Origin of the sequence: Paenibacillus sp. MAHUQ-63, from assembly GCF_028765165.1 — a bacterium.
Lineage (GTDB): Bacteria > Bacillota > Bacilli > Paenibacillales > NBRC-103111 > Paenibacillus_E.
This window is the reverse complement of record NZ_JARADB010000004.1, coordinates 128,709-154,317: the sequence shown is the minus strand read 5'-3', so window position 1 is coordinate 154,317 and position 25,609 is coordinate 128,709. Positions and strand designations below refer to the sequence as shown.

The following is a 25,609-nucleotide window of genomic DNA, read 5'->3' as shown; positions in this document are numbered from 1 at the left end:
GTTAATTACCTCCTACAATGGATTCGGTTTGTTCGGTTTGTTCCGTTTGCGTGAGCAGCTCTATGATTTCATCACTCGTTTTGCAAGCAAGGATTTCATTCAGCAGCAGCTTGCACTGTCTCGCATCACTACTTAGTAAGCGGTGCTTCACTTGGAGAAGTGTATGGACGGAAATGCTCAGCTCTTCAATGCCGAGTCCCAACCAGATCGGCAATGCGCGGACGTCTCCCGCCATTTCGCCGCAGACCCCGACAGGGATGCCTACGCCTTTGGCCGCGTCGATCACGTGCTTGAGCAGCCGGATGACAGCTGGATGATAGGGATTATATAAGTGCGCGATGGTTTCGTTCATCCTGTCTACGGCAAGCACATATTGCACGAGATCGTTGGTCCCGATACTCATGAAGTTGACTTCGCTGGCAAGCACATCCGCTATGAGCGCCGCCGCAGGCACTTCAATCGTCAAGCCTACTTCAATGTTGGCATTGTATGGCATGCCTTGCGCGCTCAATTCGGCTTTGGCCTTCTCCAGCATCGCCTTGGCTTGACGTACCTCGGCAAGCGAGCTGACCATCGGATACATGATTTTCACATTCCCGTAATGGCTGGCCCTCAGAATCGCTTTGAGCTGCGTCAGAAAGAGGTCTTTCCGGTCTAACGAAATCCGGATCGCCCTGTAGCCGAGGAACGGATTATCCTCTTTGGGCAGCGGCATATAGTCCAGCTTCTTATCTCCGCCGATGTCCAAGGTGCGAATCACGATCGGGCGGCCCTTAAGCTGCATAGCGGCGTGACGATACACCTCGAATTGCTCGTCCTCCCCGGGAAGCGAATCTCGATCCATGTATAAATATTCGGTTCGGAACAGCCCTACGCCGGATGCGCCATTGCGCACGACCTGATCGATTTCCATGACCGAATTGATATTCGCATGTAAATTTACGATGCTGTTGTCCAATGTGACCGGAGCGACATCTGCGATTTCCTGCAGACTCTCCTTGAACTCAAGCCAATTCTTCTTGCGTGCTTGATACCTCTCGATCGTCGTTTTGTCCGGATTAATATAAAGTGTGCCCTCTTGCCCGTCAATAATCAAGAAATCGCCATTCTGAATAGGACGCAGAAGCTTCCCTTCCAAGCCCAGCACGTAAGGCACGGACATCGCTCTCGCCATGATCGAAACATGGGAATGCGTGCCGCCCAGAATCGTCAGGAGGCCGAGCACTTTGGACGGGTCCAGATGGGCCAGCTGCGAAGGTGTCAGCTCCTTGGCGACGAGAATGTACGGATGGTCGATCGGAGGAACGGTCGAGCTCGTATCGCCCAGCAGGTGCTTGAGCAGCCGGTTGCCAACATCCTTGATGTCCAGCGCCCGTTCCTTCATATACTCATCGTCGATCATATTGAACATGCCGACAAACTTATCGATCACTTCTTTGACAGCCACTTCGGCCGCCTTATACTGAAGCTCGATAATGCCTTGAATTTCATTCATGAAAATCGGATCTTCCAGAATCGCCAGGTGGGCATCAAAGATGTAGGCTTGATCCTGCCCCACCACTTCTTTAATTTCCTGCTTGATCAATTCCAGCTCGTCTTTGGAAGATCTGATACCGTCATACAAGCGTTCGAATTCATATGCCAGGTCGGTCACATCGATCATTTTCTCAGGGAAATCCCACTCCCAGGTAGGTATGACAAAAGCCTGACCCATCGCAATGCCTGAAGACGCACCTATCCCTCTGATCATCCGTTCATCCCCCCCGAAGATTTAGTAGGCTTTAAGACGACGGACATCACAGAACCTTGGCCTTTTTTCACTGCTTTGAACGGAGCGAAGCTCCAAGACTTAACAAGATCCGGATTTGTAATAATCATAGGTGTCGCCATAGAAGAAGCAAACTTTTTCACTTTATTATAGTTAAATTTCACGAGCAGCTGCCCGGGCTCGACGCGGTCGCCTTCTTTCACCACCGCATTAAAGCATTTGCCGGGCAAGCTCGACGTATCGATACCGATATGCAGCAAGACTTCCAAGCCCTCGTCCATCAAAATACCAAGCGCATGCATCGTCGGATAGATGTGCATGATCGTACCTGCAACCGGGGAGAGCAGCTCCCCTTTCTCAGGGATAAAAGCCACGCCGTTCCCTACCAGGCGGGATGCAAAAATCCGGTCAGGCACTTCCTCGATCGGGATCATACGGCCCTGCATAGGCGATTGGAACAGTACGACATGGATATCTTTGCGCAGTACTTTCATAATTTCTTCGCGTATCAGCTCTGAGAATGTTCCGAACACGACCTGAACATTGCCTCCTCCAAGACGGATGACGCCTGCAGCTCCTAAGTGTCGTAATGCCGTGATGTCTATCAAACGATCATTAACAAGCGTAAGTCGCAATCGGGTAATGCAGGCTTCGATCTTCTTAATATTGTCTTTCCCGCCAAGCGCTTGCAGAATCAAAGGCGAGCGGTACGGGATATCGCCGGCCCACTCCTCAAGGGATGAGCCTTCTTCCCGCCCAGGCGTAGGAATTCGGAACCGCCTGATCGCCCAGCGGAACATGAAATAGTACACGAGGCCGTACACAAGTCCAATCGGAATGAGCAGCAGGCCGTTATGTGATAAATGCAAGTTGATGACATAATCGATAGCGCCAGCCGAATACGAGAAGCCATGCTGGATATGCAGTTCGTAAGCCAGCCACATGGCCGCACCGGATAGGATGGCGTGAATGATGAATAAATAAGGAGCGACGAACAGAAAGGCGAATTCTATAGGCTCCGTTACCCCTGTCAAGAACGAGGCCAATGCCGCGGTCAGAAAGGTGGCTCTTATCTTCGGCTTCAAATCTTCCCGAGCTTCGCCGATAATGGCAAAAGCGATGGCGGGCAGCGCGAACATCATGATCGGATACAAGCCGGCCATATACATGCCTGCTGTGGGATCACCGGCGAAGTAGCGCGGCAGATCACCGTAAACCATATGGCCTTTGGAGGTTTCGTAGGCCCCAACTTGGAACCAGAAAAAGTTATTTAAGATATGATGCAAGCCCGACGGCACAAGCAACCGATGGGCGATGCCGTATACGAATGTGCCGAAGCCGCCCATCCCGAGCAGCCAATTCGACAGCTTGCCCATCGCTACTTCCAAGTACGGGCCAATACCGATCATGATATAGGACACGACCAGCGTACAAAGTCCCATGATGAGCGGCACCATTCGCGGACCACCGAAAAATTGGATATATTCCGGCAGCTTGATCTCTTTGCATCGATGATAAATAATCGCAGCGAGCAAACCGATTAATATTCCGCCGGGTACGCCGAGTTGGAACTGTGCGCCCAAAGCATGCTCGATGAGCCGTGTGAACATGAAATAGCCCAGCATGGCAGACAGTCCGGCGATACCGGCACTCTCCGTAAGCCCCAGTGCCACACCGACAGCGAAGATGATGGGTATATAGTCAAAGACCGTATTCCCGGCTAACAGCAGCATATCCCCAAAGCCGGATGCGTGAATCGCATCCCAAGGCAGGTCCCCTAGACGAAGCAGCACAGCAGCTATTGGTAATGCAATGGTGGGCAGCATCAAGGAGCGGCCGAGCTGTTGTAAGTTCCCCATCCAGTTCAAACGTATGCTACCTCCTAAAAGTTTCTCTTATCAAATCGTATAGCTTGTTCGCCGGTTTGTCAAAACAAAATAAGCAGGTCGAGGATCGACCTGCTTATTTAAGCGGCTAATTGAGCTTGGATTAGTGGGAAGAAGAATATCCGAACTGCTGGCCCATACCCATGCCCATGCTGCCGAACCCTTGGTTCGAAGCTTGAGCGTTTTGTTGATAGAAGCTTTGCTGCGGCTGGTAGCTGCTCATTCCTTGCGCGCTTTGCTGGGAAGCATAGCTAGGCTGGAACGATTGTTGAGAAGTCGTTGTGGAATCGCTGCGCAGATAAGCGTCATGTCCCGGTTGATTGCCGCGGTAGTTAGCCGTATGGTACGCATTTGGAGAAACCGCCGTTTGTCCGAAAGGCTGTTGATTGAACGATTGCGCCGAGGAGCTGCTGTATTGGCTTGTGGAGAAAGGCTGTTGATTCATAGCTGTGTAGCTGATTGGTTGGTATTGGGTGGATGCGAATTGATTGCTTCTTCCGCTATTATAAGTAGAGTAAGCATTTTGGAAGCTGGATGGTTGATATGCGGACGGAGTCGTCGAGTCGCTGCGCAAGTATGCATCATGTCCCGGCTGATTTCCGCGATAGTTCGCAGTATGATAGGACTCTGTCGAAGCCATTCCTTGATTGAAGCTTTGATTGAAGCTTTGCGTGCTTTGTGCTGGATTTGGCTGATTGTGTACATAGCTTGATGGTTGGAATTGTTTCTGAGCTTGGTATTGCGATGTCTGTGTGTTCGGAGTGCTGTTAAAGTTAGATGCGCCGTAATTGTTGTTGAAGCTGTTATACATGTGTAAATCCTCCTTCAAAGTTTTTCTATGTTGGGCTTCTTTTGGAGCCTCTTTTATTCTCTCCGCTTGAACGTAATTTATTATTTTTTCTTTAACATACTTTCTATACACATAAGTTGACTAAGTACAGCCGTTATGCCATAATTTTCTGGTACCCATACTCTTACTAGGAGGAACACCGAAATGGCATATGATATCATTATTATCGGAGCAGGTCCTGCAGGAGCAAGCGCGGCTTTATTCACGGCCAAAGCAGGGAAAAAGACGCTGGTCATCGACAGTGACCATAGCGTTACGAAGCGGGCATGGATAGAGAACCACTATGGCGTGGAAGGTATTACCGGTCCTGATTTGGTCGAAACCGGCAAGAAACAAGCAACAAAGTTCGGCGCTGAATTCGTTCAAGACAAAGCTACGAAGCTGGACCAGGCCGGAGACGGTTTCCAAGTGACGGCGGAAAATGGTACATATGAAGGTAAGTATGTCATCCTTGCAACAGGTTTATCCGCAGATTTGGCGGAGGCTTCGGGCATTCAAACCAAACCCGGCACGGAGCCGCGCATCAAAACCGTCGTCGATGCCGATGCACAGGGCAACACAAGCCTTAAAGGCGTATGGGCTGCGGGCACGATTGCCGGGGTTTCCATGCATACCATTGTCACAGCCGGAGACGGCGCCAAGGTGGCCATTAATGTGATCAGCGAGTTGAATGGCGCGCGTTATGTCGATCACGACGTATTGAAGGCTTAACGCGATCCGCACTTTCCTCATTAAAAAAACCGCTATTCTCCAGCCGTGAAGGCAAGGGAATAGCGGTTTTTTGCGATGCCGTTACTTAGTTGTTCCGAGGGTTAAGGATGGCGTCTTCCACTTTGATGCAGCGATCCATGATGACTTCCAAGCCTGCCTCGCTGGCGATGAGGCCTGCTTCTTCATTCACGATATCCAATTGCAGCCAGAACACCTTCGCTTTAATTTTGACGGCTTCCTCTGCGATAGGAACCACTTGGTCTGCACGCCGGAATACATTGACGATATCGACAGGTTCAGGAATATCCGATAACGAGGCGTAGCATTTCTCGCCCAGAATCTCCGTCGCATTCGGATTGACGGGAATAATTCGATAGCCTCGGCTCTGCATAGCGGCGGCCACCATATACGACGTGCGGTCCGGCTTATCGGACAAACCTACGACGGCAATATTGCCTGCATTCGCCAATAGTTCCTTGATGTGTTCTCTTGACGGATTCTCAAAAGTCATGGACGTACCTCCTATTTGTTCAAGTATGTGAGGCCTTGCTTCCCCATGGCGGACCAGCTGTCGATAAACTGAGCTTTGTTTACCTGAACTTGCTTTTTCCCGCTTAACGGATCATTTAAGTATACATGATTCTCATCATATCCGACCATTAATACCGCATGCTCCGCATAGGTCGTTTGGATCGGACCGATCGGGGTATCCCATGTAACCCATTTATAAGGGATATTATAATCGATTGTTGTCCAAACGATGACAGGCAATCCCCTGGCAATTTGTTGTTCGAACAGCTCGAAATCCTCACCGGTAATGTCGATCGCTTCGGGAATATAGGACTTCAGCAGTGGAAATAACCCCGCATGATAGATTCCGAAGCCCCTCAGCTTCCGCGTCACATCGCCGACGAATCCCGTGTTCGGATTGCCCCAGAAGGCAGGTGACCCGTCGCTATTCAGCTTGATCGGCGTCGTGTCCTTAGGCATCTCGGCAACAAGCTCCATCTTGGTTTTGGCAATGCCGTAATAATGCAAGAGCATCGTTAAGCTCGTAATTTCACAGCCTGCCGGCAGTTCGGGCAGCTGAGCAAAAACGGGTGCATCAATCATTGCCGATTTTTTTGTCTGGATCGTCGGTTGTGGCGTAGCCACCACCGCTGTTGGTACCGGTTCCGCCTCCTGGGCCAACACAGTCTTGCTGCGTGCCGCGAACAAAGCCGGCTCTTTGCCGCTCGCTTTGGCATACAGCAATACAGCGAACACGGAGCTTGCGAACACCAGACCGGCAACGAGGAATAATCCAAACGTCACCTTTAAACCCTGCCAAATAATCCTCATGCTGACTCACCCGTTCGTTATCGTTGTATTGGATCCGTTCTACTCCGCTACAAGCTCAACCTGGGCACCGATCGAACGCAAATGGTCGAAATACTGCGGGTAAGATTTGGCGACGTGATGCGCATCGCGAATCGTCAAACCTTTCTCGGAGCGAAGACCGACGACGGTTAAAGCCATAATGACACGATGATCGAAGTGCGCATTGATCTCGACACCGCCCGGTACACCATTCGGTTTGCCGTGAACAATGATTTCACTTTGCCGCTCTTCCACATCAGCGCCGGCTTTCCGCAGCTCGTTCAAATAATCTGTGATTCGGTCGCATTCCTTGTAGCGTAAATTCTCGACATTATAGAAGCGCGAAGTTCCTTCCGCGAATACGGCAGCCGCTACCATGGCAAGCACAGCGTCCGTGAAGTGGTCGCCGTCGAATTCGCCGGCAACCAGCTTCTGATTGCCTTTGACGTGAACGACACCGTTATCGTGAGTCAAATTAACTCCCATCGCGCGCAGAACATCCACGCAGGCCTTCTCGCCCTGCTTGCTGTTCTCTTCCAGGCGGAGTACGCGAACATCGGAGTTCGTAACAGCCGCAGCCGCAAGAATCGCCGCAGAGCCCGGGTAATCCCCTTGGATAACGTACTCCTTGGCTTGGTACGATTGGCCGCCTGGAATGCGGTAATGCATCAAATCTTCGCTGGCATGCACGACGATGCCCGCTTGCTCCAACACTTCCAGCGTCTGGCCTACAATAATTTTGGATTTCAAATCGTGCAATACTTGAATCTCCGTATCTTCTTCCAGCAGCGGCGTCATGAATAACAAGGAGCTCAAGAATTGGGAGCTCACGTTGCCCGATACGGTCAGTTTGCCGCCGCGAGGTTGTCCGCCTTTAATAGTTATCGGCAAACGGCCGTTAGAATGTTGTACCTCGACACCCATTTGTCCCAAAGTTTCGATTAAATCGTCATGCGGACGCTTGCCCAGCGACTCCGGATACGTATTGACGAAGGTGACTTCCGGCAGGAAAGCGGCTGTGGACATCAAGAAGCGAAGGACAGCGCCGGCATTGCCAACGTTTAATTCGGAAACGTGCTTCGGATGTTTCCCGAATCCGGTAATGACAATTTTCTCATCGTCCTCTTCGATAATGGCTCCCAGATCGCGTACGCAGCGTCTCATAGCGTCGCTATCTTCACTGTGTGCGGGATAATAAATGGTGCTTGTCCCATTCGCAAGCGCCCCGATCAGCAAGTAGCGGGTTGTGTAGTTTTTGGAGGATAGCGCGTTGATTTCTCCTTGTAGGCGGGAGGTTGGTTGCACGATGGCTTTCATGTGGTTAATATCTCCTTCACAAATGTTTATATGTAATAACCGATGAAGCATAGTAGAATTCCACCGGTGTAACTAAGCATGGTATAGATGAGATAGGCTTGCCATTGCCCTGCGCGCAGCTGCTTCACACATTCCAGATTGAACGTCGAGAATGTCGTGAATGCGCCCATGAAGCCTGTGCCGATGAGCAGCTTCCAGTTATCGAAAGCATGATATTTCATAAGTATTCCTAGCAGAAAACAACCCAAAAGATTTATAGTCAGTGTACCATACGGAATAGAACTTGGGAACCGTTTGGACATATAACTGCCGATCCCGTAACGGCTGACCGCTCCGAAGAAGCCTCCCAAACCGACGAGACACATGGGGCCTAACCAAGCTGTCATGAGGACATAGCTCCCTTCCCATTCCCCTCGGCAAGCCGGACGCCAAGCCAAGTCAGACCGAGGCCTGCCCATAGGCTCACGAACACATACAAGAACGCTAGCAGCCAATAGCCGTGCTTCACCATGGCAATCGTCTCATAACTGAACGTTGAGAATGTTGTGAATGACCCGATAAACCCTGTTGTAACCGGCAATTGCAGCTTCACGGGCAGCAGGGACCCCTTGGTATAGGCCAAGTAGCCGAGCAGGAAACAACCGGCCAGATTGCAGATCAGCGTCCCCCACGGAAAGAGCGCCGGTGATACCGGATTCCATATAAGCGATATTCCGAATCGGGCGAGCGCGCCGAATATCCCGGCTATGCCGATATAAAGCATTGAATCCAACTCCTGTTTCGTGCCGTGTTTGACATCCGGACTTAATGTTTCTATCATGATTGGTAATGGGGCTTCTACCCTCAGTTTATTACATACTAGGAGGTCTGCACGTGAATACGATATTACCATCCGTCGTCAAAGAAAGACTAAGCAGCGGCGAGAAACTGACGATCATCGACGTTCGCGAAGATGAAGAAGTCGCAGCCGGCATGATCCCGGGCGCCATTCATATCCCGCTTGGCCAATTGCCGGAGCGAATGAGCGAGATTCCGCAGGAAGGCGAAGTCATCATGGTTTGCCGCAGCGGCAACCGCAGCGGACGTGCGCTAAGCTTCCTGGAGGCGCAGGGCTACACAGGTCTCAAGAACATGACCGGCGGGATGCTCGATTGGGAGGACTAAGCTTAAAGCTTGTCCCCTCCCTTATAGACCCGCTTCCTTCATGATCCGCTCCACAATCTCTTCCGCAGTCAAGTCGGACGTGTCGATGACGGCATGCGCAAAATCATAAGCTGATTTCCGCTGTTCAAGCAGCGTGTGAACGCGTTCTTCCAGATCGCCTTGCAAAAGCGGGCGGCTCGTATCGCTGCTTACGCGATGAATGATCGCCTCGGGCGTTGCTTTCAGCGCAACGACGTAGCCGCATCGCAGCATGCAGCTCCGGTTCGCTTCCGCCAGCACAGCCCCGCCGCCGGTCGCAACGACCTGTCCGGTCTGCAGAAGCACCCGTTCCAGCGTCTCCGTCTCCAAAGTCCGGAAATGCGCCTCCCCATGCAATCGGAACAACTCCGCGATGCTCGTCCGCTGCTCTTCTTCAAGCACGGCATCCGAATCCAAGAAGGTCCAGCCCAAACGCTCGGCGAGCTTCTTCCCGACCGTCGACTTGCCCGTTCCCATGAAGCCTACAAGTATAAGATTGCTTGTTGTCACTTTAATCCCCTTTTCTCATATGCTGTTCATACAAACTTTCCCAACATCATACCATAGCTGCTACACCATGAATACAATCAGCCAAAAAATCATATAGTAGTGTGAATAAATTCCAACTCAAACAGTTAAGATTCTAAGAGAGAACCTATGCCGACAAGGAGAGATGAAGCTTTGAACCCAACTGTTGCCTATTCCAACCGCACACAGGGCAAGCTGGAGCAAATCTTACACCCTAGTTATATCCTGTGCAAAGAGGACGTTGTATGGATTCTGGAGTTTATTAAGAAAAAAGTGGCTGAAGAAGACCCGCGCATGCAGGGCCTTGCTCAACCACGATTGTTGAAAAATTTCCGTTATTTTGCCGAAGTCTCGCTTATGCTCATCCATTGGCGGGGCGGCTTCGATCAGGAAGCCGACCGTCTGAAAATGTGGCTGCGCGAAGCGGCATACGGTTTGCAGGAAGAGGCATAAGCCCCTGTCCGCTTAGTTTTCCATCCAGTTGAAGTGGAAGGAACCTTCTTTGTCCACACGTTGGAACGTGTGAGCGCCGAAATAATCGCGCTGCGCTTGCAGCAGGTTAGCCGGCAATCTTTCCGTACGGTAGCTGTCGTAGTAGGCAAGCGCGGATGCGAAGGCTGGCACTGCAATACCGCGTGTAACAGCTTCGGATACGACTTGTCTCCAGGATTGTTGATAGTTTTCAACAACGTTCTGGAAGTAAGAATCTAGCAGCAGGTTTTTAAGTCCCGGATTGCTGTCATACGCATCCTTAATATTTTGCAGGAATCTTGCACGAATAATGCAGCCGCCGCGGAAGATCATCGCGATGTTGCCGTATTTCAGATCCCATTGGTATTCGTCAGATGCAGCTCTCATTTGTGCGAAGCCTTGTGCGTAGGAGCAAATTTTGCTTGCATACAGCGCTTGGCGAACAGCTTCAATGAATGCTTTGCGATCGCCTGTATAGGCTGGAGCAGCAGGTCCTTTGAGCACTTTGCTTGCCGCTACGCGTTCTTCCTTCATCGCGGAGATGAAACGGGAGAATACGGATTCCGTAATGATGGAAAGCGGTACGCCGAGGTCCAGAGCGCTTTGGCTGGTCCATTTTCCTGTGCCCTTTTGGCCGGCGGAATCCAGAATAACGTCAACCATCGGTTTGCCTGTTTCTGCATCATACTTCGTGAAAATATCGCGCGTAATCTCGATCAGGTAGCTGTCAAGCTCGCCGTTATTCCACTCGGTGAAAATCTCATGAAGCTCTTCTGTACTGACGTTCAGAACGTCTTTCAGCAATTGGTAAGCTTCGCAAATCAACTGCATGTCGCCGTACTCGATGCCGTTGTGCACCATTTTGACGTAGTGGCCGGCACCGTCCGGTCCGATGTAGGTGCAGCATGCATCGTCGCCGACTTTGGCGGAGATCGCCGTCAGGATCGGCTCCACAAGTTTATAAGCGGATTCTTGGCCGCCTGGCATAATCGAAGGGCCTTTCAGCGCGCCTTCTTCGCCGCCGGATACGCCTGTGCCTACGAAGCGGATGCCGTGAGCTTCCAGCTCTTTGTTACGGCGCTGCGTATCAGGGAAGTATGCGTTGCCTCCGTCGATCAGAATGTCGCCTTTTTCAAGGTACGGCAGCAATTGGTTGATCGTATCGTCCGTTGGACCGCCCGCTTTGACCATGATCAAAATTTTGCGCGGAACTTCAAGCGATTGTACGAATTCTTCCACACTGTATGTACCTACTAGATTTTTGCCTGGGGCTTCTTGCAGAAGCTCTTTTGTTTTTTCGGCTGAACGGTTAAATACGGATACAGTGAAACCCCTGCTCTCGATGTTCAATGCCAAGTTTTTCCCCATAACCGCAAGTCCGACTACACCAATTTGTTGTTTAGACACGTCTCTCATACACCCTTCCGATTAATATATAATTTAAATCGTCATCGCGCCGAAACCGCCATCCACTCTTAAAACGGAACCTGTTACAAAGCTGGATGCTTGTTCCGAAGCAAGGAATACAGCAGCCCCCTGAAGCTCGGATGCCTCACCGAACCGGTTCATTGGCGTATGACGCATAATGGACTCGATCCGTTCAGGCGACAAAATCTTACGATTCTGCTCAGCCGGGAAAAATCCAGGGATGATCGCATTCACACGCACTCGGCTCGGAGCGAATTCGCGCGCCAAGTTCTGTGTGATGTTATTGACGGCCGCTTTCGAAGCGGAGTAAGTGAATACACGGGAAAGCGGCGGATCGGACGAAACGGACGAAATATTGATAATGCTTCCACCTTCGCCTCTCTCAACCATATACTTCCCGAATACTTGGCAGGCTAGCACGACGCTTTTCAGATTGACCTCCATAATAGAATCCCATTCTTCCATGGAAATGTCAAAGAAAGGAGTCGCACTATTTTTGCCCGGGCAGTTCATCAGGATATCTGCGCTGCCAGACCAAGCAAGCACGTCTTTCAGAACTAGCTCCAAATCCTCGCGTTTGGTCGCGTCGGCTTGGAACGTTTGCGCTTCGCCGCCAATCGCCTCGATTTCGCGGCGAACTTGTTCGCTTTTCTCCTGATTGCGGCCGACAATGGCGACCTTCGCTCCGTGACCTGCGAGAGCAATCGCCATGGAGCCGCCCAGTGTGCTGTTACCGCCGATAATTACTGCTGTTTTCCCCGTAAGATCGAATAAATTCATTGTCTCTTCATCCCCTCTGTCATTTGTGCTCGGAACTTACGCCGTAAGGCGCCAAAGCTAATTTATGATTGAGGGCTCCGAAGGTGCTGTCCTTGGAAGGCGGTTATCGCATCGAATTGATCTTTTAACTGATGATATACGCTTGTATAAATAGATGTCAATTGTTGATAGATGCGATAATTGCTTTCGTTCACCTCGTGAGCCGTTCCAACCTGAATCCAATTGTGCGCGTGGGACAAATCGTCAATCTCGCCCATCGCCAGCAAACCAAGCAATGCGGCCCCGATGCCGGAGCTTTCGATCGAGTCCGGCACGGTAACGGAAGTGCCCAGCATATCCGTCATCATTTGACGCCAGAACTCGCTTCTGGCGAAGCCGCCGGAGGCGCGAATCACTTCCGCCGGCCCCATGATCCGCTCAAGCGATGTAGCGACGGCTTGAATGGAGAACATGACGCCTTCCAGCGCTGCGCGAATCATATGCTTCTTCTGGTGGCTGAGCGACAGTCCGAAGTAGACGCCTCGCGCATTCGCGTTCCAGTAAGGCGCCCGCTCGCCGGATAAGAGCGGCAGAAACAGCAGCCCGTCCGAGCCTGCGTTCACTTCCGAAGCCAAGGCCGTCAGATGGTCATACGGATCCATGCCTTTCTGGCGGGCTTCCTCGGCTTCCGCGGTCGCGATCTGATCGCGAACCCAACGGAAGACGATGCCGCCGTTGTTGATCGGTCCGCCGACCACCCAGAACTTCTCGGTAAGCGCGTAGCAGAACAGCTTGCCTTCCGGGTCCGTCTGCGGCTTGTCGACAACGCTGCGCACCGCGCCGCTCGTGCCGATCGTGACGGCCACGACGCCCGGCTCGAAAGCGCCGACGCCCAGGTTGGCGAGCACGCCGTCGGACGCGCCGACGATGAACGGCGTGTCTTGGGCCAAGCCCATCGCAGCGGCATCATCGGCGCTCAGGCCTTCCACGCGGTATGTAGTAGGAACAAGCTCGGACAGCTGATCCGGCGTAACGCCTGCATGCAAGAGCGCTTCCTCGTCCCAATTCAGGTTCACCAAATTGAACAAGCCTGTCGCACTAGCCAAGGAATGATCGATCACGAAGCGGCCGAACAATTTGGCGAATACGAACTCCTTGATGCCAATGAACTTGTAGGCTTCTTTCATCAGTTGCGGCTCATTATCGCGGAACCACATCAGCTTCAGCAGCGGCGACATCGGATGAATCGGAGTGCCCGTTCGCGAATAAATTTGCTGGCCGAGGCCGCTGCGCTTCAATTCATCCGCATATTTGGAGCTGCGGTTATCCGCCCATGTGATGCAAGCCGTGAGCGGCCGCGCATCCCTGTCGACAGCGATCAGGCTGTGCATAGCCGAGCTGAACGAGACGCAAAGCACTTGCTCGGCGGTGATGCCCGCCTTCGCTACGACCGCGCCGATGCCATGCACGACAGCGTCAAGAATTTCTTGCGGGTCCTGCTCGGCCCGATCCGCTGCGGGGGTGAAGAGCGGATACTCGATGGAATGAGACGCCACCACTTTCCCTTCGCGCGAAATAACGAGCGTCTTCGTGCTTGTTGTACCGATGTCAGCCGCAACGATGTAAGGCTTAACGGCACTTAACTTGTCGGTCATTTGCTAATATTCCCCTCTGCGTTAAATGAAAGATCATAAGGCTCTGACAAAATTTCAATATCCGGATGAACTCGCGCTGCGTCCAATAAGTTGATGGATATTTCGATTTCGCCAAGGTGCAGCGTATCTTGAATGCGAACCAATTTGCATTTGGTATAATCGAGAATGTTGCACGTTTTCACCGCGGCTTTGATCGCGTAGAAATCGTTCTCGAGCGTCGTCGCGATCTTCGTAGGCGCACACACCGTAGACGTGAGTCCGTTGGCATAGGTGAATTCCAGATTCGTTTTGTCCACGAGGCGCTGCGTTGTGAAGTCGGCGGTACCGACGCCATTCGCATTCCCCTTCGTTTCCGGAGTCAAATCCAGAACGACCATCTTCGCGACGTCAGGACCTCCATGCGCGTAAGGTGTCGGGTAACGACCCGTCACGTTCGGATCCATGCCGTCGCCGCTAATGTTTTTGCCGATATAATCGATGACAAGCACGTCGATCTCATCGAACAAAATTTTCGGCAGGCGGGCTTTGGCCTCCACCAGCAGCTGCTCCTCACGCTCTTCGATCTCGGCTGCAGGCAGCACTTCGACGCGGCACGTCTCGTCGTAAGCATTCTCGACCAGCGCTACGCCGAATACGATCGGCAGCTTCTTAATCATGAGATTCGCCATGGCCGGCACGTTCTCCGCCATATATTTGAAGCCCAACTGATGGCAGGCTTCAGCGCCCTTCTGCTTGCCAAGCCCGATCGCGATCATTTTCATGATGCCGCTTTCGATGCGTCCGCGGAATGCCGTATGCGGCTTCACGCGATTGATGACAACGATGGCATCCGCTTCGGAGGCGATGCGGTCGACATACACAGGCAAGCCGTTCGGCAGCTCGTCGATCTTCACGACTTCCATCGAAGAACGGATCGGTGCGCCCATCGTCGCTTCCGTAATACCGAAGTGCAGCAGCACTTCCGTTTGCCCTTCCGCCGTAGCGCCGCCATGGCTTCCCATGCAAGGCACGATGAATGGGAATGCGCCTCTGGCTTTGATCGCATCGATCGTCGTTTTGGTGAATCCGGCGATGTTGGCGATTCCGCGGCTTCCTACGGCAACGGCAACCTGCTGGCCGGGAAGAATGGTTTCCATGACGCCGCTGCTGGCCAGCTTATCCGCCAGCTCCTGCTCTGGATTTTCCAGAATCGTACGGTCGAATTTCTGGCGAATTTTGACCATTTGCGGAATCGGAATATCATTTAACAGCTCTCTCAAAATGCTCATCGACTATTCCCTCTTTCTTTATATGGACAGCTGCTTCACGGACTCCCGCACGATTAGCTCCGTCTTGAGGAGCACCTGCTCGGTTTCGTGGTGTTTGTTCTCGATGTTGTCGAGGAGCCGGATAGCGCCTTCTTTACTAATTTGTTCAATCGGCCTGCGCACCGTTGTGAGTGCAGGCGTCACATAAGCGGCGAAGACCGTGTCGTCGAAGCCTACGACCGAAATATCGGCGGGCACCTGCAGGCCGGCTTCGGATATCGCTTTGATCGCGCCGAGCGCCATTTCGTCGTTGCAGCTGAAGACCGCAGTCGGCGGCTTGGCCAGCTTCAGAAACTGCTGCATCGCATGATGGCCGCTCTCGAGGTCGTACAAGCCCGGGAGCCGGTATGACTCCGGTATCGTCACTCCGTAGTGCCGCATCGCGCGTTCAAAGCCGTCCTTGCGGTTCTGGGCGGATTTAAAGCCCTTGCGCCCTTCGATCAAAGCGATGCGTTTATGGCCTTGCTCGATTAAATACGAGCTGGCCAGGAAAGCTCCCTGCTCTTCGTCGGAAAGGACGTTCAGCACCCCGGCTGTGGATACGGGCCTGTTCAGCACAACAAGCGGAATCCCTTTGCCGGCAATATGCTCGATAATCGACTGATCGTCATCGCTTTGCGAAACGACGATAATACCGTCAAAGCTTTTGCGCGTAATGGATTGGAAGCTCGTGTAGTCGTCAATCCCTTTGACTATAAGCTGATATCTGTCCTGGATCACCGAGTTGACGCCGCGAATCGCTTCATAGAAGAAGCCCGCGGAAGTACCTTTACTCAGTGTGGTAAAGAAGAGCCCCAAATTATACGAACGGTCGAGCACTAAGCTCTTGGCACTGTAATTCGGCGTATAATCCATCTGCTTGGCAATCTGACGGATGCGTTCCTTCGTTTCCTCTTGAATAAGCGGACTGTTGTTGAGCGCCCGGGAAACGGTCGTATGAGATACGCCTGCAAGCTTGGCTATGTCCTTAATGGTTACGCTCATACCTTCACCTCTAAATGAAGCATATCACAATGATGCACACGTTAACAATAGTCTTTTGTGCGAGTTTGCAATTCTCATTCCCACCGCGGCTGAGCGGCCATTCTTTCCACTAAAATGCAAAAGAGAGTCCGTATGTATTACATACAGGCTCTCTTCTCAGTCAAATCCACTTTTCATTCTCACATCTCCAATAAGAGCATTTCTTGACGCATTTCCATGAGCTTCTGTTTGCATTCCATGATCGCCTTGGCATCCCCCGATGCGATTGCATCGTGCAGGGTGGCCAGCTCATAATCGAGCTCCATACGCAAAATCGGAATTCGCTCATCGGTTCGCTTGGATCGCAGCGCTTGCATGACTTCTTCTACTGTCACGGCAGGCTCCTTCTGATACAGCACTTTATGTTCGATGCCGCTGATCTCGACCATGCGGATAATTTCCCCGAACATAATATTCTCAATGAGAATTTGCCGATCCTTGAATCTTTTCACTACGGCATGACCGCGTGTGTCGCCGATCAGTTTCTCCATCATTTCCGCGAGCTTCTCGTCCTTGAAGGAATAATTGCCCACAATTTTATACTTTTCACCGATACGTTCGAATTTGAGCTTGATCAGCTTGCGTCCGGTACGTATGGAAATGATGAACTGCAGCTCGCTTTCGTTCCAATACAGAGAATAACCTTCCTGAATGAGCGCTTTAATGAAGTTCCGGATTAGCCGGCGATCAAATCGTAACTCTAGGTTGCAGTACTCCACTTCATGACTCTTACTCACGGCAATCCCCTCCATAATTGGTGCTTTGATTTTGTTTAAATATTCAGACAACTTATCTTCTTATCCTTATCTTATTATGAATTCTATGTTTTAGCAACTTGGATTATTGACATTTTTTTAAGGAAAAACGTACAAAAAAAGCCGATGCCTGTTTGACCGCGGCACCGGCCCATAAGCGCATACGGAAGGCTTCGGCGGTTGTCCCGATTCCCGCTTAATGCCATCCCCAGAAAAAACCGTCACGCTCCCAAGCTGCTCTTCCGCCGTGCAATTTCTTGAACAATTTCTTGACTTCTTTGGAGATCGACTCGTTCCCGTTCTCCCCGACATAGATGAAGGATTCCCCATAATGACGCCGGATATAGTCAACCGCTTCCTTCTGATACAAAATGCCGGCCGATTGCAACTGCTCCAGCATCCATTCCGCAATTTCGTTCGCCGTAACGGCCATCGCTCTCTCTCTCCTTCGTAACCCCTGATTTCCTCCTGCATGTGCAGACATACCGGCATCCACCCATTGTATCACATTTTGCGCCAAACATTCGCACATAGGTACAGGAGCACAATCACTGGTGAACAAGCCTTGCAGCCCATTCCATCCGCGGGTCTGCCTCATATGCTATCTCTGTAAGACAAATGAACAGAATTAATAAACGAAAGGGTGATTTCGCATGGGTTACGCAGCTGGTGGTTATAACTCTGCAGCAGCAATTCTAGTTCTCTTTATCTTGTTGGTTATTATATCTAGCGCTTTCGTTATCTAATTCACTTCAAATATGGAAGAGCTGCCGGCATCTTGCCTGCAGCTCTTTATTCGTTCTACGCCGTTTCCGTTTCTTCCGGCTTCAAGATGGCCGCCCCGAGCCCCAGCAGAATGAGGGCGAACAAGGCGAGTACCCCCATATGCATCCACATCTGGGATAAGTGCTGTCCGGCGGCCATGCGCTGAATCGCATCGATCACCCAAGTTTGCGGGACAAAAAGGGCGATTTTCTGCATCCAATCCGGCATAAGCGCTATCGGCCAAAAGCATCCCCCCAGCATGCAAGTCGGGGTGACGACAAGCGAGTTGATCATCCCCATGTTCGTAGCGCTCTTCACCAAACCCGCAATGGCACTGGCAATCCCCATGCTCGCCAATAAGAAAAACTCCAGCATAATGAATTGGGAGATGAGAGGCAATCCGTAATCATAATGAGTCACGTATCTTGTGAACAGAAGAATGGCGAGCACCTGCAGCGTGCCGACCAGGAAGCTTCCCATAAAATTGCCGAGCACGATTTCAACGGAGCGCACGGGCGCTGCGAATGTCCTCGCCATCGTATGCATGCGGCGGTCTTCCATAACTACCGAGATGGTATTGTTAATAATCCCCATCATGAATATCAGCATAAAACCGATCACGATATGCATGTTCGGATTCACGTACAGGTCGTAGTCCGTCACGTTCGCTCTTACTTGATGCTTCTCGGTCTGGAGCAGCGTCTGCACGACGGCCTCTTCTAACGGCCGATCCTGCAATCCAAGCTTGCGGTGCAAATCGACTGTTTCCTGATACCCGGATAGAAGGCTGTTCAGCGAGATCTGCAGCGTTGCGGTCGCTTCGCTGACGCTTAATTGATACATATCCACCTCCGGCGATCCCCCTTGCAGCAGCACTGCGCTGAAGTTCTCCGGTATGACGAATGCGCCGTTCACCTGCTGTCTCGTCACAGCTTCTTTCACTTCCGCATCGGCAGCCGTCACCTTGAGTTTGTAGTCCGGCAGCATCGTTATTTCTTGAACCAGATGCGCGCCAAGCGTCCCCTTATCCATATTCACATAAGCGATATCTACCCGGTGCTCCTGCTGCTGTCCCATGATGCCGATAATGAGCGATACGACACCTGCCGGAATGATCAGATACATCAATATGCCCCGTTTCTGCAAGAGCGTTCTTCTCAACATATGATAAGCGATAATGAAACTATTCATGGTAACCCGCCTTTCGGTAAACGGCAATCGTAACGAGCAGCAGCCCTGCGCTGATCCAACCCATCACCGAGAGGTGCTGGATTAGAACGGCCATATTACTGCCCAGCATGATGCGAAGCATGCTTTGCATCGCCCAGTAGTTCAACGTGAAGTCGCCCAGGCGGCTGAGCAGTCCCTCGGGAAGCGGCGTGAAGCCTCCGCTGAGAAATGACATCACAAGAATTAACATTTGGAAAATCGTTGAGATCGCTTTAGACGATCTGGCGTACGTAGCGATGAGCACGGCCAGACACATCGATGCAATGATAACGCTGAAACAAACGAGTGCCAGCAGCGGATAGGACGCCCCCCAATCGACATCATAGAAAAGAACGGTTGCCGTCACGATGATGGCTGCTTGGCAGCCTGCGATAAAGGCATTGCCGAGCACTTTGCCCAGCAAGATGTTGTAGGGCTGCATCGGCATGGCATTCAACCGGGAAAGCGTATGATTCTCCCGTTCGCCGTGCAGCGTCATCGCAGTGGACAAACCGGAGTACAGTAAAAACATAACCAGCATCGAAGCTGCATAATATTGCATGGCCGTGTAGTTGGAATTGGTTGACGCAAGCTTGCCTAACCGCACATGGGAGCCGCTTGCCGGCGAGGCTTCGCTCTGAATTAACTGCTGTGCCTCCGGGCTTGAAGTCATTGAAGCCGCTTGCTTACGGTTCACATTGTCTATGAAGGACCGAAGCACCAGTTGTGCCGTCAAATTCTGTTCGTATTGATTGCCTAGAATCATTTCCCACGCCGCTTCTTGCCCGGAAATCACCTGCGAGCTGAAATTGGCGGGAATAACCAGCGCAAACTCGGATTCACCCGTTTGCAGCCTGTTGACCGCTTCGTCGCGGGATCGAACCTCCGTCGTATTAATCATCTGGCTTACCTGAGGAGCGCTTAGGAAACTCTCGAACGCCGACTTCAGCACGCCGGAGTCTCCTTGAACGAGATCCACTTTCACCGGCTGAATCGTGCGGTCCTCCACTTTGAAAGCACCCGACAACGCTGAACCCAGGATGAAGATAAGCAGCAGCGGCATGGCGAACTGAATCGCCATAACATACTTCATGCGCATCATACGTATCACTTCATATTTGGCAATGATCCAAATCTGCATGTGTCCACCTCCCTAGTCTCGCAGCGTTCTGCCGGTAAGTGACAGGAATAAAGCTTCCAAATCCGGCTCCACCTGGACGAGCGATTGGATTTTGACCTGATGCTTGGAAAGAATGAACAAAATGTCCTGCAAATACGCTTGAGACGCGCCGACCAACAGCTCGAGCGCCTGATCTTCGGCCGTGACCTGCTTAATCCGCGGATGGTCGCGCAGCTCTATCACCGCTTCTTCGGTCAAGTTGGCGACTTGCAGCATTATTTTGTTATCTTGCGCCACTTTGCCGCGCAATTCCTCCTGCGTCCCGCATGCGATGAGATGGCCGCGGTCCATAATGCCGACCCGCGTCGAGATTGCAGCCACCTCCTCCATGTAATGCGAAGTATAAATGATCGTGGAGCCCATCCGGTTCAGAGCTCTTACCGATTCCAGAATGTGGTTCCTGGATTGCGGATCAATGCCCACCGTTGGCTCATCCATGATGATCAGTTTGGGATGATGCATAATGGCGCAGGCAATATTAAGCCTCCGTTTCATGCCGCCGGAGAAGGAGCTCGGCTTATCGCGCGCCCGGTCCGATAGTCCGACGAAATCCAGCGCCTCCTTCACCCGGCTATGGAGCAGATTGCCTCTAAGTCCATAAAGCTTGGCGAAAAAAGTAACATTCTCACGTGCGCTCAAATTGCCGAATATGGCGATATCTTGCGGCACCAGACCGATCAGCCGCTTCACTTCAATCGTATCTTTGGCCACCGACAGGCCGTCTACCGTCATTTCGCCGCTATCCATTCTGAGCAGTCCGCTCAGCATCTTGATCGTCGTGCTTTTCCCCGCACCGTTAGGACCTAGCAAGCCGAATATTTCGCCTTCCTGTATCGTTAAATTCAAATGATCGACAGACACTTGATTGCTGTATTTTTTGACTACATTCTTGATTTGAACGAAGCTCATTGGGTTCTCTCCTTTACGCTGGAACGTTCGATTACCTTCATTGTACATCCGGCGAACAGCCGCTGCAGGTAGATTTCGTCATGATGCCAAGGTGACTTAAGTCATAACGTCATTTGGGGCATGTAAACCCGCCGGCAGGCTGTGCTATAATTTGGATACAAGCTAGCAAAGGATGGAAAACCCTTGATCCAATTACTTCCAATAACCCGCTACTTATTCATAATCGTTCCAGGCATTGCCTCGATGTATTTGGAAGATTATTCGTCCGTCGGGGCTTACGTGTTCTATGTGCTTCTGTTCCTGTGGATCGCTCAACTGCGCAGAACTATTCTGAGAAGGGCCGTATGGATGCTGCTGATCGAAATCGGGTACGGCGCTTGGATGACTTATACGTTCGACGGCTTGCTGTTCGTTACTTTTCTCTCTACGCTTCTGTCCTATCAACCTGCTGCTCATCCCCGCTACCGCAGACCGTTCATGGGCTTGCAGCTCGTTCTGCTGAACCTTAGCCTGCAAGGTCAATCCGGCGCCGATTATGTGATGGCGAATCTCTTCTTCCTGGCTCTCGCCTTGCTGCTCGTTCATATGCACCGTATCGAGCGCAATAAAGTCGATATCGAGCTTCTATACGACCAGCTTCGCAAACAGCATTATGAGCTCGATGAAGCTCGCATGCAGTTGCTCGACTATGCCAAGCAGGTGGAAAATATCGCGCAGATGGATGAGCGGAACCGTATCTCCCGTGACATTCACGACGATCTCGGGCATCAATTGATCCGGCTGAAAATGATGATGGAAGCCGGGCTGAGAATTATGCCGACCCAGATGGACAAAGGTATGGAGATGTTAACCTCCGTTCGGGATCAATTAACCGACAGTATGGAGCTTCTGCGGGCGACGGTACGCAAATTGAAGCCTGACGACGATTCGATGCAATCGTTCACCCTCAGCCGGCTGATCGAAGGATTGACGAAGGATAACGGCATTACCGTCGAGGTTGACGTCCAAGGCTTGCCTTATGTGCTGTACCCGAGTCTCGCTTTCATTCTTTACCGGAACGCCCAAGAAGCCATCACGAATGCGATTCGTCACGGCGGGGCGACTACCGTCTGGATTCAATTAACTTATGAACGCAAGCAAGTCACGATGAGCGTGTCCAACAACGGCGGCCTCCCTTCCGGCCAAACCGCCAAAGGACTCGGCATGAGCGGCATGGAGGAGCGCAGCAAAGTGATCGGCGGTCAGCTGCTCGTGAGCAGCAATTCCTTGCCTTTCACCGTGACGACGATTCTCCCGACTTTCCGCCAAACTTAAACGATTAACAGAGAGGAATGAACCAGCATGATTCATGTCCTGATTACGGACGACGATCCATTCATTCGCGAAAGCTTGAAATTAATTATCGGACTGGACGAAGAGATCACGGTAGTCGGCACCTGCACGCATGGCGATGAAGCCCTTGCCTATGTACAGAGCGGAGCGCAAGTCGATGTGGTCCTCATGGACATTCGCATGCCCGTTTGCGACGGTGTGCAGGGTACGCTGAAAATCAAACAAGCGAAGCCTGAAGTATCGATCCTGATCCTAACTACATTCGACGACGATGAGTTTATCGTCCAGGCACTGCGGGCCGGAGCCAGCGGTTATCTGCTGAAAAACATTTCACCGGACCGGATTATTCAGGGCATCAAAACCGTCGATCAGGGCAATCTCCTCATCCATCCCGACATCGCCAAGAAATTGACAACCTTCATCTCGCCAAGCCCTGCCCCCCACGTTCCGGCGCCTGCGCCTCTGCGCGAGTACGGGCTTACGGCGAGCGAACAAGCCGTTGTCGAGAAAATCGCCGAAGGCTTGTCCAACAAAGAAATCGCCCAGGAATTGTTCCTGAGCGAAGGGACGGTTAAAAATTATATCACCGAAATTTTGAGCAAGCTGAATTTGCGGGACCGGACGCAGATCGCCATTTTTTATCTGAAGAAACAATCCCGTTCAGGCAGCTGACTTCGTTAATTACGGATTTTCTCTACTTGAATATCCTCTTTAGATGAGCTTCCTACAACGTAGGTGGGCTCATTATTACTGTTATTGTTGTTGGTGACCTCGGTCAGCCTCAGGGTCGTCCGGTAATAATGCCCGTTCTCAACGAACAAATAACTATATGTATGAAGTTCTGGCAGCGCATCGATGACAATCGGGCTTGTCATATACGGCACTTTATCGATTTCATAGAACCGGAAGTCTTCGACATAGTTCTGAAGTGTTTTCAGTATGGCAGGATCCTTCTCGCCAGTCACAGGAACTGTGCCGTAATTCGAATACGACAGTTGCGGCGGCTGGCTCCCCCAAACCTTCTTCAACTCTTCCTCGCTAACGTAAACTTCCTCCGTATACTTCTCCTTCGCTTTGCGCAGGCCTGCCGTCTTCACGCCCATGCGCTCCACATCCGCCAGCCTGTAATACGTGGTCTCCGTCGAATTCGTCAAGACCGGATACGTGCCTCCGAGATAGTCAAAATATTGCACATAAGGATATTGAAAGACAATGTCCGTGTAATTCGTTTCGTTTCCTTCGGAAGGCTGCAGCGAACTGACGCGGGGATTGATATAAATCGTTTTGGTGCTGTCCTGCCAATTCACCACGGCGCCCAGATAGGTTCCCAGCTCTTTGACCGGCAGATAGCTTGCATTGTTGTAGATGAGCGGCGGATTGGCCAGATTGACCTGCTGTCCCGCTACGACAATATGAAAGTCTTTTCTTAAATAGGCGTCTACGCGCTCAAGCACATCCTGCGCATAGACGCCGGCTGTAAAACAGGTACCCATCAAAACGCCCAGGATTGAGATTTTGAACCCTTTTTGCATTTTCAATGCGGAATCTCTCCTCTCTTCTCTATATCTGCATGTTCATTCATTTCGGCAAAGTCCTATTTTTTCCTGCTTTTTTAGACAAAATGAGACCTTATTCCTACTATTTTCCTGCGAAACTTGTAAATCGTTGCAGGGATCACTGAATTAAACTACAATAATTGAAAAACGCAAGTGAAATGAGGCATATTAACCATGAGTTTTACCGGGTTTACCCAGCATGATTTCGATACCTTTGCGATAGAAGGTCTGGATGGCCGGATGGAAGCGATCCGCGAACGCATCCAGCCTAAATTCAAAGCACTGGGCGATTCCTTGACCCAGGATCTCTCCCTTCACACCGGAACCGAGATGTTCTTGCACATCGCCAAACATTTGCGCCGCAAAATTAATCCGCCGGTCGATACGTGGATGGCTATTTGCCCGAACAAACGGGGCTACAAGCAAGTTCCCCACTTTCAGGTCGGCCTGTTCGATGACCGCGTCTTCGTTTGGCTGGCTCTGATTTACGAGCTTCCGAACAAAAGCAATATCGCCACCGCCTACATGAATCAAATCGATCGTATCCGGAAGGAGATTCCGTCCGATTTCGTCCTTTCGTTCGACCATATGAAGAAAGACGTCACCCCTGTGGCGGAATTGGACACTACCGGCTGGACGGAGGCGCTAACCCGTTTCCGCGACGTGAAGAAAGCGGAGCTGTTGATCGGCCGCAACTTGTATGTCCAAGACAAGGTACTGGCTAAGCCCGCCGAGTTCGAAGAATTGGTCAAGACAACCTTCGAGAAGCTCATTCCGCTGTATCAACTGGCTGTAGATGCAACCTAAGTAAAATTAAGGAAATTTTTATGTAAAACTAAGCTTTATTTAAACTAAAATGAAGGCCTCCTGCGCAGACTATATCCTGTAATTCCCATTTACCGGGAAAGGAGGTCCTACCTAGATGAAACAGTCTTCTATGAAAAAGTTTCTCGTAACCACGACGGCCCTCTCGTTCATTCTGGGCGCAAGCGTGCTTCCTTCGCTATCCGTCTCCGCGCAGGAGCCGTCTCTCGATCCGGAGGAGATCGTCTCCGTCCAGCAAGGAGATGAGAAAGCCGGCGGCCATCACGGCCGCAAATGGCCGATCATCGAGGAATCCGCCACCGTGATCGGCGTGGAGAAGGATGTGCTCGTCAAATCGCTCAAGAGCGGCAAAAGCATCGTGGAAGCGGCCGCTGACAAAGGCGTGAGCGAAGCGGATTTGACGGCCAAGCTCCAGCAGCTCCGGACCGGCAAGATCGATGCCGCCGTGAAAGACGGCAAGCTGACGGCCGACCAAGGCGAGCATATGAAGCAGAAGCTCGGCGAGCACTTGAAATTCATCCTCAACGAGAAGAATCTGCTCGACGGCCATGCCAAAGGCAAAGGGCACCGGTTCGGTTTGAAGCCGGACACCGACAAGCTGGCCCAAACGCTCGGTTTAAGCAAGGACGAGCTGCACGCCCAGCTGCGCTCAGGCAAATCGCTGGCAGAAATCGCTCAAGCGAAAGGCATCTCCAAGGACAAGCTTGTCGCGTCCATTAAAGATCAGCTAACCCCTTCCATCGAGAAGTGGGTGGATCACAAGAAAGACGCGAAAGCGAAGTAATTGCGCGAAAGACTGCTCCGCTGTCATCTGAGATGACGGCGGGGCAGTCT

At 51.6% G+C, this 25,609-nt stretch carries 28 protein-coding genes; 8 read left to right on the top strand and 20 right to left on the bottom strand.

The window, feature by feature from the left end:
• Nucleotide 1 precedes the first annotated feature (1 nt).
• The 3 genes from ptsP to PUT07_RS23870 form a co-directional block, all read right to left on the bottom strand.
• Nucleotides 2-1,750, bottom strand: coding sequence for a phosphoenolpyruvate--protein phosphotransferase (gene ptsP, locus PUT07_RS23880; protein ID WP_274471127.1), 1,749 nt, complete (start codon nucleotides 1,748-1,750; stop codon nucleotides 2-4).
• Nucleotides 1,747-3,636 (bottom strand): glucose PTS transporter subunit IIA, encoded by a 1,890-nt coding sequence (locus PUT07_RS23875; RefSeq protein WP_274471126.1) that lies wholly within the window; start codon nucleotides 3,634-3,636, stop codon nucleotides 1,747-1,749. The genes ptsP and PUT07_RS23875 overlap by 4 nt, the downstream gene beginning before the upstream one ends.
• 121 nt (nucleotides 3,637-3,757) lie before the next feature.
• On the bottom strand, nucleotides 3,758-4,465 hold the full coding sequence (locus PUT07_RS23870; protein ID WP_274471125.1) for a hypothetical protein: 708 nt from the start codon (nucleotides 4,463-4,465) through the stop codon (nucleotides 3,758-3,760).
• Between the two features lie 183 nt (nucleotides 4,466-4,648).
• On the opposite strand from PUT07_RS23870, the gene PUT07_RS23865 reads away from it, so the two are divergent.
• Nucleotides 4,649-5,215 carry an FAD-dependent oxidoreductase gene (locus tag PUT07_RS23865; protein WP_274471124.1) on the top strand — a complete coding sequence of 189 codons (567 nt, stop codon included), beginning with the start codon at nucleotides 4,649-4,651 and terminating at the stop codon, nucleotides 5,213-5,215.
• Between the two features lie 85 nt (nucleotides 5,216-5,300).
• Here PUT07_RS23865 and PUT07_RS23860 read toward each other — a convergent pair whose 3' ends face one another.
• Genes PUT07_RS23860 through crcB (PUT07_RS23840) form a run of 5 tightly spaced genes read right to left on the bottom strand, consistent with a single transcriptional unit; the run spans nucleotide 5,301 to nucleotide 8,711 of the window.
• On the bottom strand, nucleotides 5,301-5,726 hold the full coding sequence (locus PUT07_RS23860; RefSeq protein WP_274471122.1) for a CoA-binding protein: 426 nt from the start codon (nucleotides 5,724-5,726) through the stop codon (nucleotides 5,301-5,303).
• An 11-nt stretch (nucleotides 5,727-5,737) separates the two neighbouring features.
• Nucleotides 5,738-6,556: a C39 family peptidase gene (locus tag PUT07_RS23855; protein WP_274471121.1), complete on the bottom strand. Its 819-nt coding sequence runs from the start codon at nucleotides 6,554-6,556 to the stop codon at nucleotides 5,738-5,740.
• 39 nt (nucleotides 6,557-6,595) lie between these two features.
• Nucleotides 6,596-7,891 carry a 3-phosphoshikimate 1-carboxyvinyltransferase gene (gene aroA, locus PUT07_RS23850; RefSeq protein WP_274471119.1) on the bottom strand — a complete coding sequence of 432 codons (1,296 nt, stop codon included), beginning with the start codon at nucleotides 7,889-7,891 and terminating at the stop codon, nucleotides 6,596-6,598.
• A gap of 26 nt (nucleotides 7,892-7,917) precedes the next feature.
• Nucleotides 7,918-8,277 (bottom strand): fluoride efflux transporter CrcB, encoded by a 360-nt coding sequence (gene crcB, locus PUT07_RS23845; protein WP_274471118.1) that lies wholly within the window; start codon nucleotides 8,275-8,277, stop codon nucleotides 7,918-7,920.
• Nucleotides 8,274-8,711 (bottom strand): fluoride efflux transporter CrcB, encoded by a 438-nt coding sequence (gene crcB / locus PUT07_RS23840; protein WP_274471117.1) that lies wholly within the window; start codon nucleotides 8,709-8,711, stop codon nucleotides 8,274-8,276. Before crcB (PUT07_RS23840) ends, crcB (PUT07_RS23845) begins: the two co-directional genes overlap by 4 nt.
• A gap of 53 nt (nucleotides 8,712-8,764) precedes the next feature.
• Here crcB (PUT07_RS23840) and PUT07_RS23835 point away from each other — a divergent pair, with 53 nt between their 5' ends.
• Nucleotides 8,765-9,055, top strand: a complete 291-nt coding sequence (locus tag PUT07_RS23835; RefSeq protein WP_274471116.1) for a rhodanese-like domain-containing protein — start codon at nucleotides 8,765-8,767, stop codon at nucleotides 9,053-9,055.
• A gap of 21 nt (nucleotides 9,056-9,076) precedes the next feature.
• On the opposite strand, the gene PUT07_RS23830 is transcribed toward PUT07_RS23835, so the two are convergent.
• Nucleotides 9,077-9,583, bottom strand: coding sequence for a shikimate kinase (locus PUT07_RS23830; RefSeq protein ID WP_274471115.1), 507 nt, complete (start codon nucleotides 9,581-9,583; stop codon nucleotides 9,077-9,079).
• 171 nt (nucleotides 9,584-9,754) lie between these two features.
• Here PUT07_RS23830 and PUT07_RS23825 point away from each other — a divergent pair, with 171 nt between their 5' ends.
• Nucleotides 9,755-10,054 (top strand): hypothetical protein, encoded by a 300-nt coding sequence (locus PUT07_RS23825; RefSeq protein ID WP_274471114.1) that lies wholly within the window; start codon nucleotides 9,755-9,757, stop codon nucleotides 10,052-10,054.
• Nucleotides 10,055-10,066: 12 nt separating this feature from the next.
• Here the strand turns inward: PUT07_RS23825 and gndA are convergent, their stop codons facing one another.
• The 7 genes from gndA to PUT07_RS23790 all read right to left on the bottom strand — a co-directional run bounded on the left by gndA (nucleotide 10,067) and on the right by PUT07_RS23790 (nucleotide 17,432).
• On the bottom strand, nucleotides 10,067-11,479 hold the full coding sequence (gene gndA / locus PUT07_RS23820) for an NADP-dependent phosphogluconate dehydrogenase (RefSeq protein ID WP_274471113.1): 1,413 nt from the start codon (nucleotides 11,477-11,479) through the stop codon (nucleotides 10,067-10,069).
• A 33-nt stretch (nucleotides 11,480-11,512) separates the two neighbouring features.
• Nucleotides 11,513-12,280 carry an SDR family oxidoreductase gene (locus tag PUT07_RS23815; protein WP_274471112.1) on the bottom strand — a complete coding sequence of 256 codons (768 nt, stop codon included), beginning with the start codon at nucleotides 12,278-12,280 and terminating at the stop codon, nucleotides 11,513-11,515.
• Nucleotides 12,281-12,342: 62 nt separating this feature from the next.
• Nucleotides 12,343-13,914: a gluconokinase gene (gene gntK / locus PUT07_RS23810; protein ID WP_274471110.1), complete on the bottom strand. Its 1,572-nt coding sequence runs from the start codon at nucleotides 13,912-13,914 to the stop codon at nucleotides 12,343-12,345.
• Nucleotides 13,911-15,182: a lactate racemase domain-containing protein gene (locus PUT07_RS23805; RefSeq protein WP_274471108.1), complete on the bottom strand. Its 1,272-nt coding sequence runs from the start codon at nucleotides 15,180-15,182 to the stop codon at nucleotides 13,911-13,913. Before PUT07_RS23805 ends, gntK begins: the two co-directional genes overlap by 4 nt.
• A gap of 18 nt (nucleotides 15,183-15,200) precedes the next feature.
• Entirely contained in the window at nucleotides 15,201-16,205 is a 1,005-nt protein-coding gene (locus PUT07_RS23800; protein ID WP_274471107.1) for a LacI family DNA-binding transcriptional regulator, read from the bottom strand.
• A gap of 179 nt (nucleotides 16,206-16,384) precedes the next feature.
• Nucleotides 16,385-16,981: a hypothetical protein gene (locus PUT07_RS23795; protein WP_274471105.1), complete on the bottom strand. Its 597-nt coding sequence runs from the start codon at nucleotides 16,979-16,981 to the stop codon at nucleotides 16,385-16,387.
• 214 nt (nucleotides 16,982-17,195) lie between these two features.
• Nucleotides 17,196-17,432: a DUF6953 family protein gene (locus PUT07_RS23790; RefSeq protein ID WP_274471659.1), complete on the bottom strand. Its 237-nt coding sequence runs from the start codon at nucleotides 17,430-17,432 to the stop codon at nucleotides 17,196-17,198.
• Nucleotides 17,433-17,652: 220 nt separating this feature from the next.
• Here PUT07_RS23790 and PUT07_RS23785 point away from each other — a divergent pair, with 220 nt between their 5' ends.
• Complete coding sequence (locus PUT07_RS23785) at nucleotides 17,653-17,745, top strand: YjcZ family sporulation protein (protein ID WP_274471104.1); 93 nt, start codon at nucleotides 17,653-17,655, stop codon at nucleotides 17,743-17,745.
• 55 nt (nucleotides 17,746-17,800) lie between these two features.
• Here the strand turns inward: PUT07_RS23785 and PUT07_RS23780 are convergent, their stop codons facing one another.
• Genes PUT07_RS23780 through PUT07_RS23770 form a run of 3 tightly spaced genes read right to left on the bottom strand, consistent with a single transcriptional unit; the run spans nucleotide 17,801 to nucleotide 21,062 of the window.
• Nucleotides 17,801-18,955: an ABC transporter permease gene (locus PUT07_RS23780; RefSeq protein ID WP_274471103.1), complete on the bottom strand. Its 1,155-nt coding sequence runs from the start codon at nucleotides 18,953-18,955 to the stop codon at nucleotides 17,801-17,803.
• Nucleotides 18,948-20,114 carry an ABC transporter permease gene (locus tag PUT07_RS23775; RefSeq protein ID WP_274471102.1) on the bottom strand — a complete coding sequence of 389 codons (1,167 nt, stop codon included), beginning with the start codon at nucleotides 20,112-20,114 and terminating at the stop codon, nucleotides 18,948-18,950. The genes PUT07_RS23780 and PUT07_RS23775 overlap by 8 nt, the downstream gene beginning before the upstream one ends.
• A gap of 12 nt (nucleotides 20,115-20,126) precedes the next feature.
• Nucleotides 20,127-21,062, bottom strand: a complete 936-nt coding sequence (locus PUT07_RS23770; RefSeq protein WP_274471101.1) for an ABC transporter ATP-binding protein — start codon at nucleotides 21,060-21,062, stop codon at nucleotides 20,127-20,129.
• A 183-nt stretch (nucleotides 21,063-21,245) separates the two neighbouring features.
• Between PUT07_RS23770 and PUT07_RS23765 the strand changes: the two genes are divergently transcribed.
• Both PUT07_RS23765 and PUT07_RS23760 read left to right on the top strand, forming a co-directional pair.
• Nucleotides 21,246-22,376 carry a sensor histidine kinase gene (locus PUT07_RS23765; protein ID WP_274471100.1) on the top strand — a complete coding sequence of 377 codons (1,131 nt, stop codon included), beginning with the start codon at nucleotides 21,246-21,248 and terminating at the stop codon, nucleotides 22,374-22,376.
• Between the two features lie 27 nt (nucleotides 22,377-22,403).
• On the top strand, nucleotides 22,404-23,066 hold the full coding sequence (locus PUT07_RS23760; protein WP_274471098.1) for a response regulator transcription factor: 663 nt from the start codon (nucleotides 22,404-22,406) through the stop codon (nucleotides 23,064-23,066).
• Between the two features lie 5 nt (nucleotides 23,067-23,071).
• On the opposite strand, the gene PUT07_RS23755 is transcribed toward PUT07_RS23760, so the two are convergent.
• Nucleotides 23,072-23,926 (bottom strand): stalk domain-containing protein, encoded by an 855-nt coding sequence (locus PUT07_RS23755; protein WP_274471658.1) that lies wholly within the window; start codon nucleotides 23,924-23,926, stop codon nucleotides 23,072-23,074.
• A 198-nt stretch (nucleotides 23,927-24,124) separates the two neighbouring features.
• On the opposite strand from PUT07_RS23755, the gene PUT07_RS23750 reads away from it, so the two are divergent.
• On the top strand, nucleotides 24,125-24,757 hold the full coding sequence (locus tag PUT07_RS23750; RefSeq protein WP_274471097.1) for a YktB family protein: 633 nt from the start codon (nucleotides 24,125-24,127) through the stop codon (nucleotides 24,755-24,757).
• A 115-nt stretch (nucleotides 24,758-24,872) separates the two neighbouring features.
• Nucleotides 24,873-25,559, top strand: coding sequence for a hypothetical protein (locus tag PUT07_RS23745; protein WP_274471096.1), 687 nt, complete (start codon nucleotides 24,873-24,875; stop codon nucleotides 25,557-25,559).
• Nucleotides 25,560-25,609: the final 50 nt, after the last annotated feature.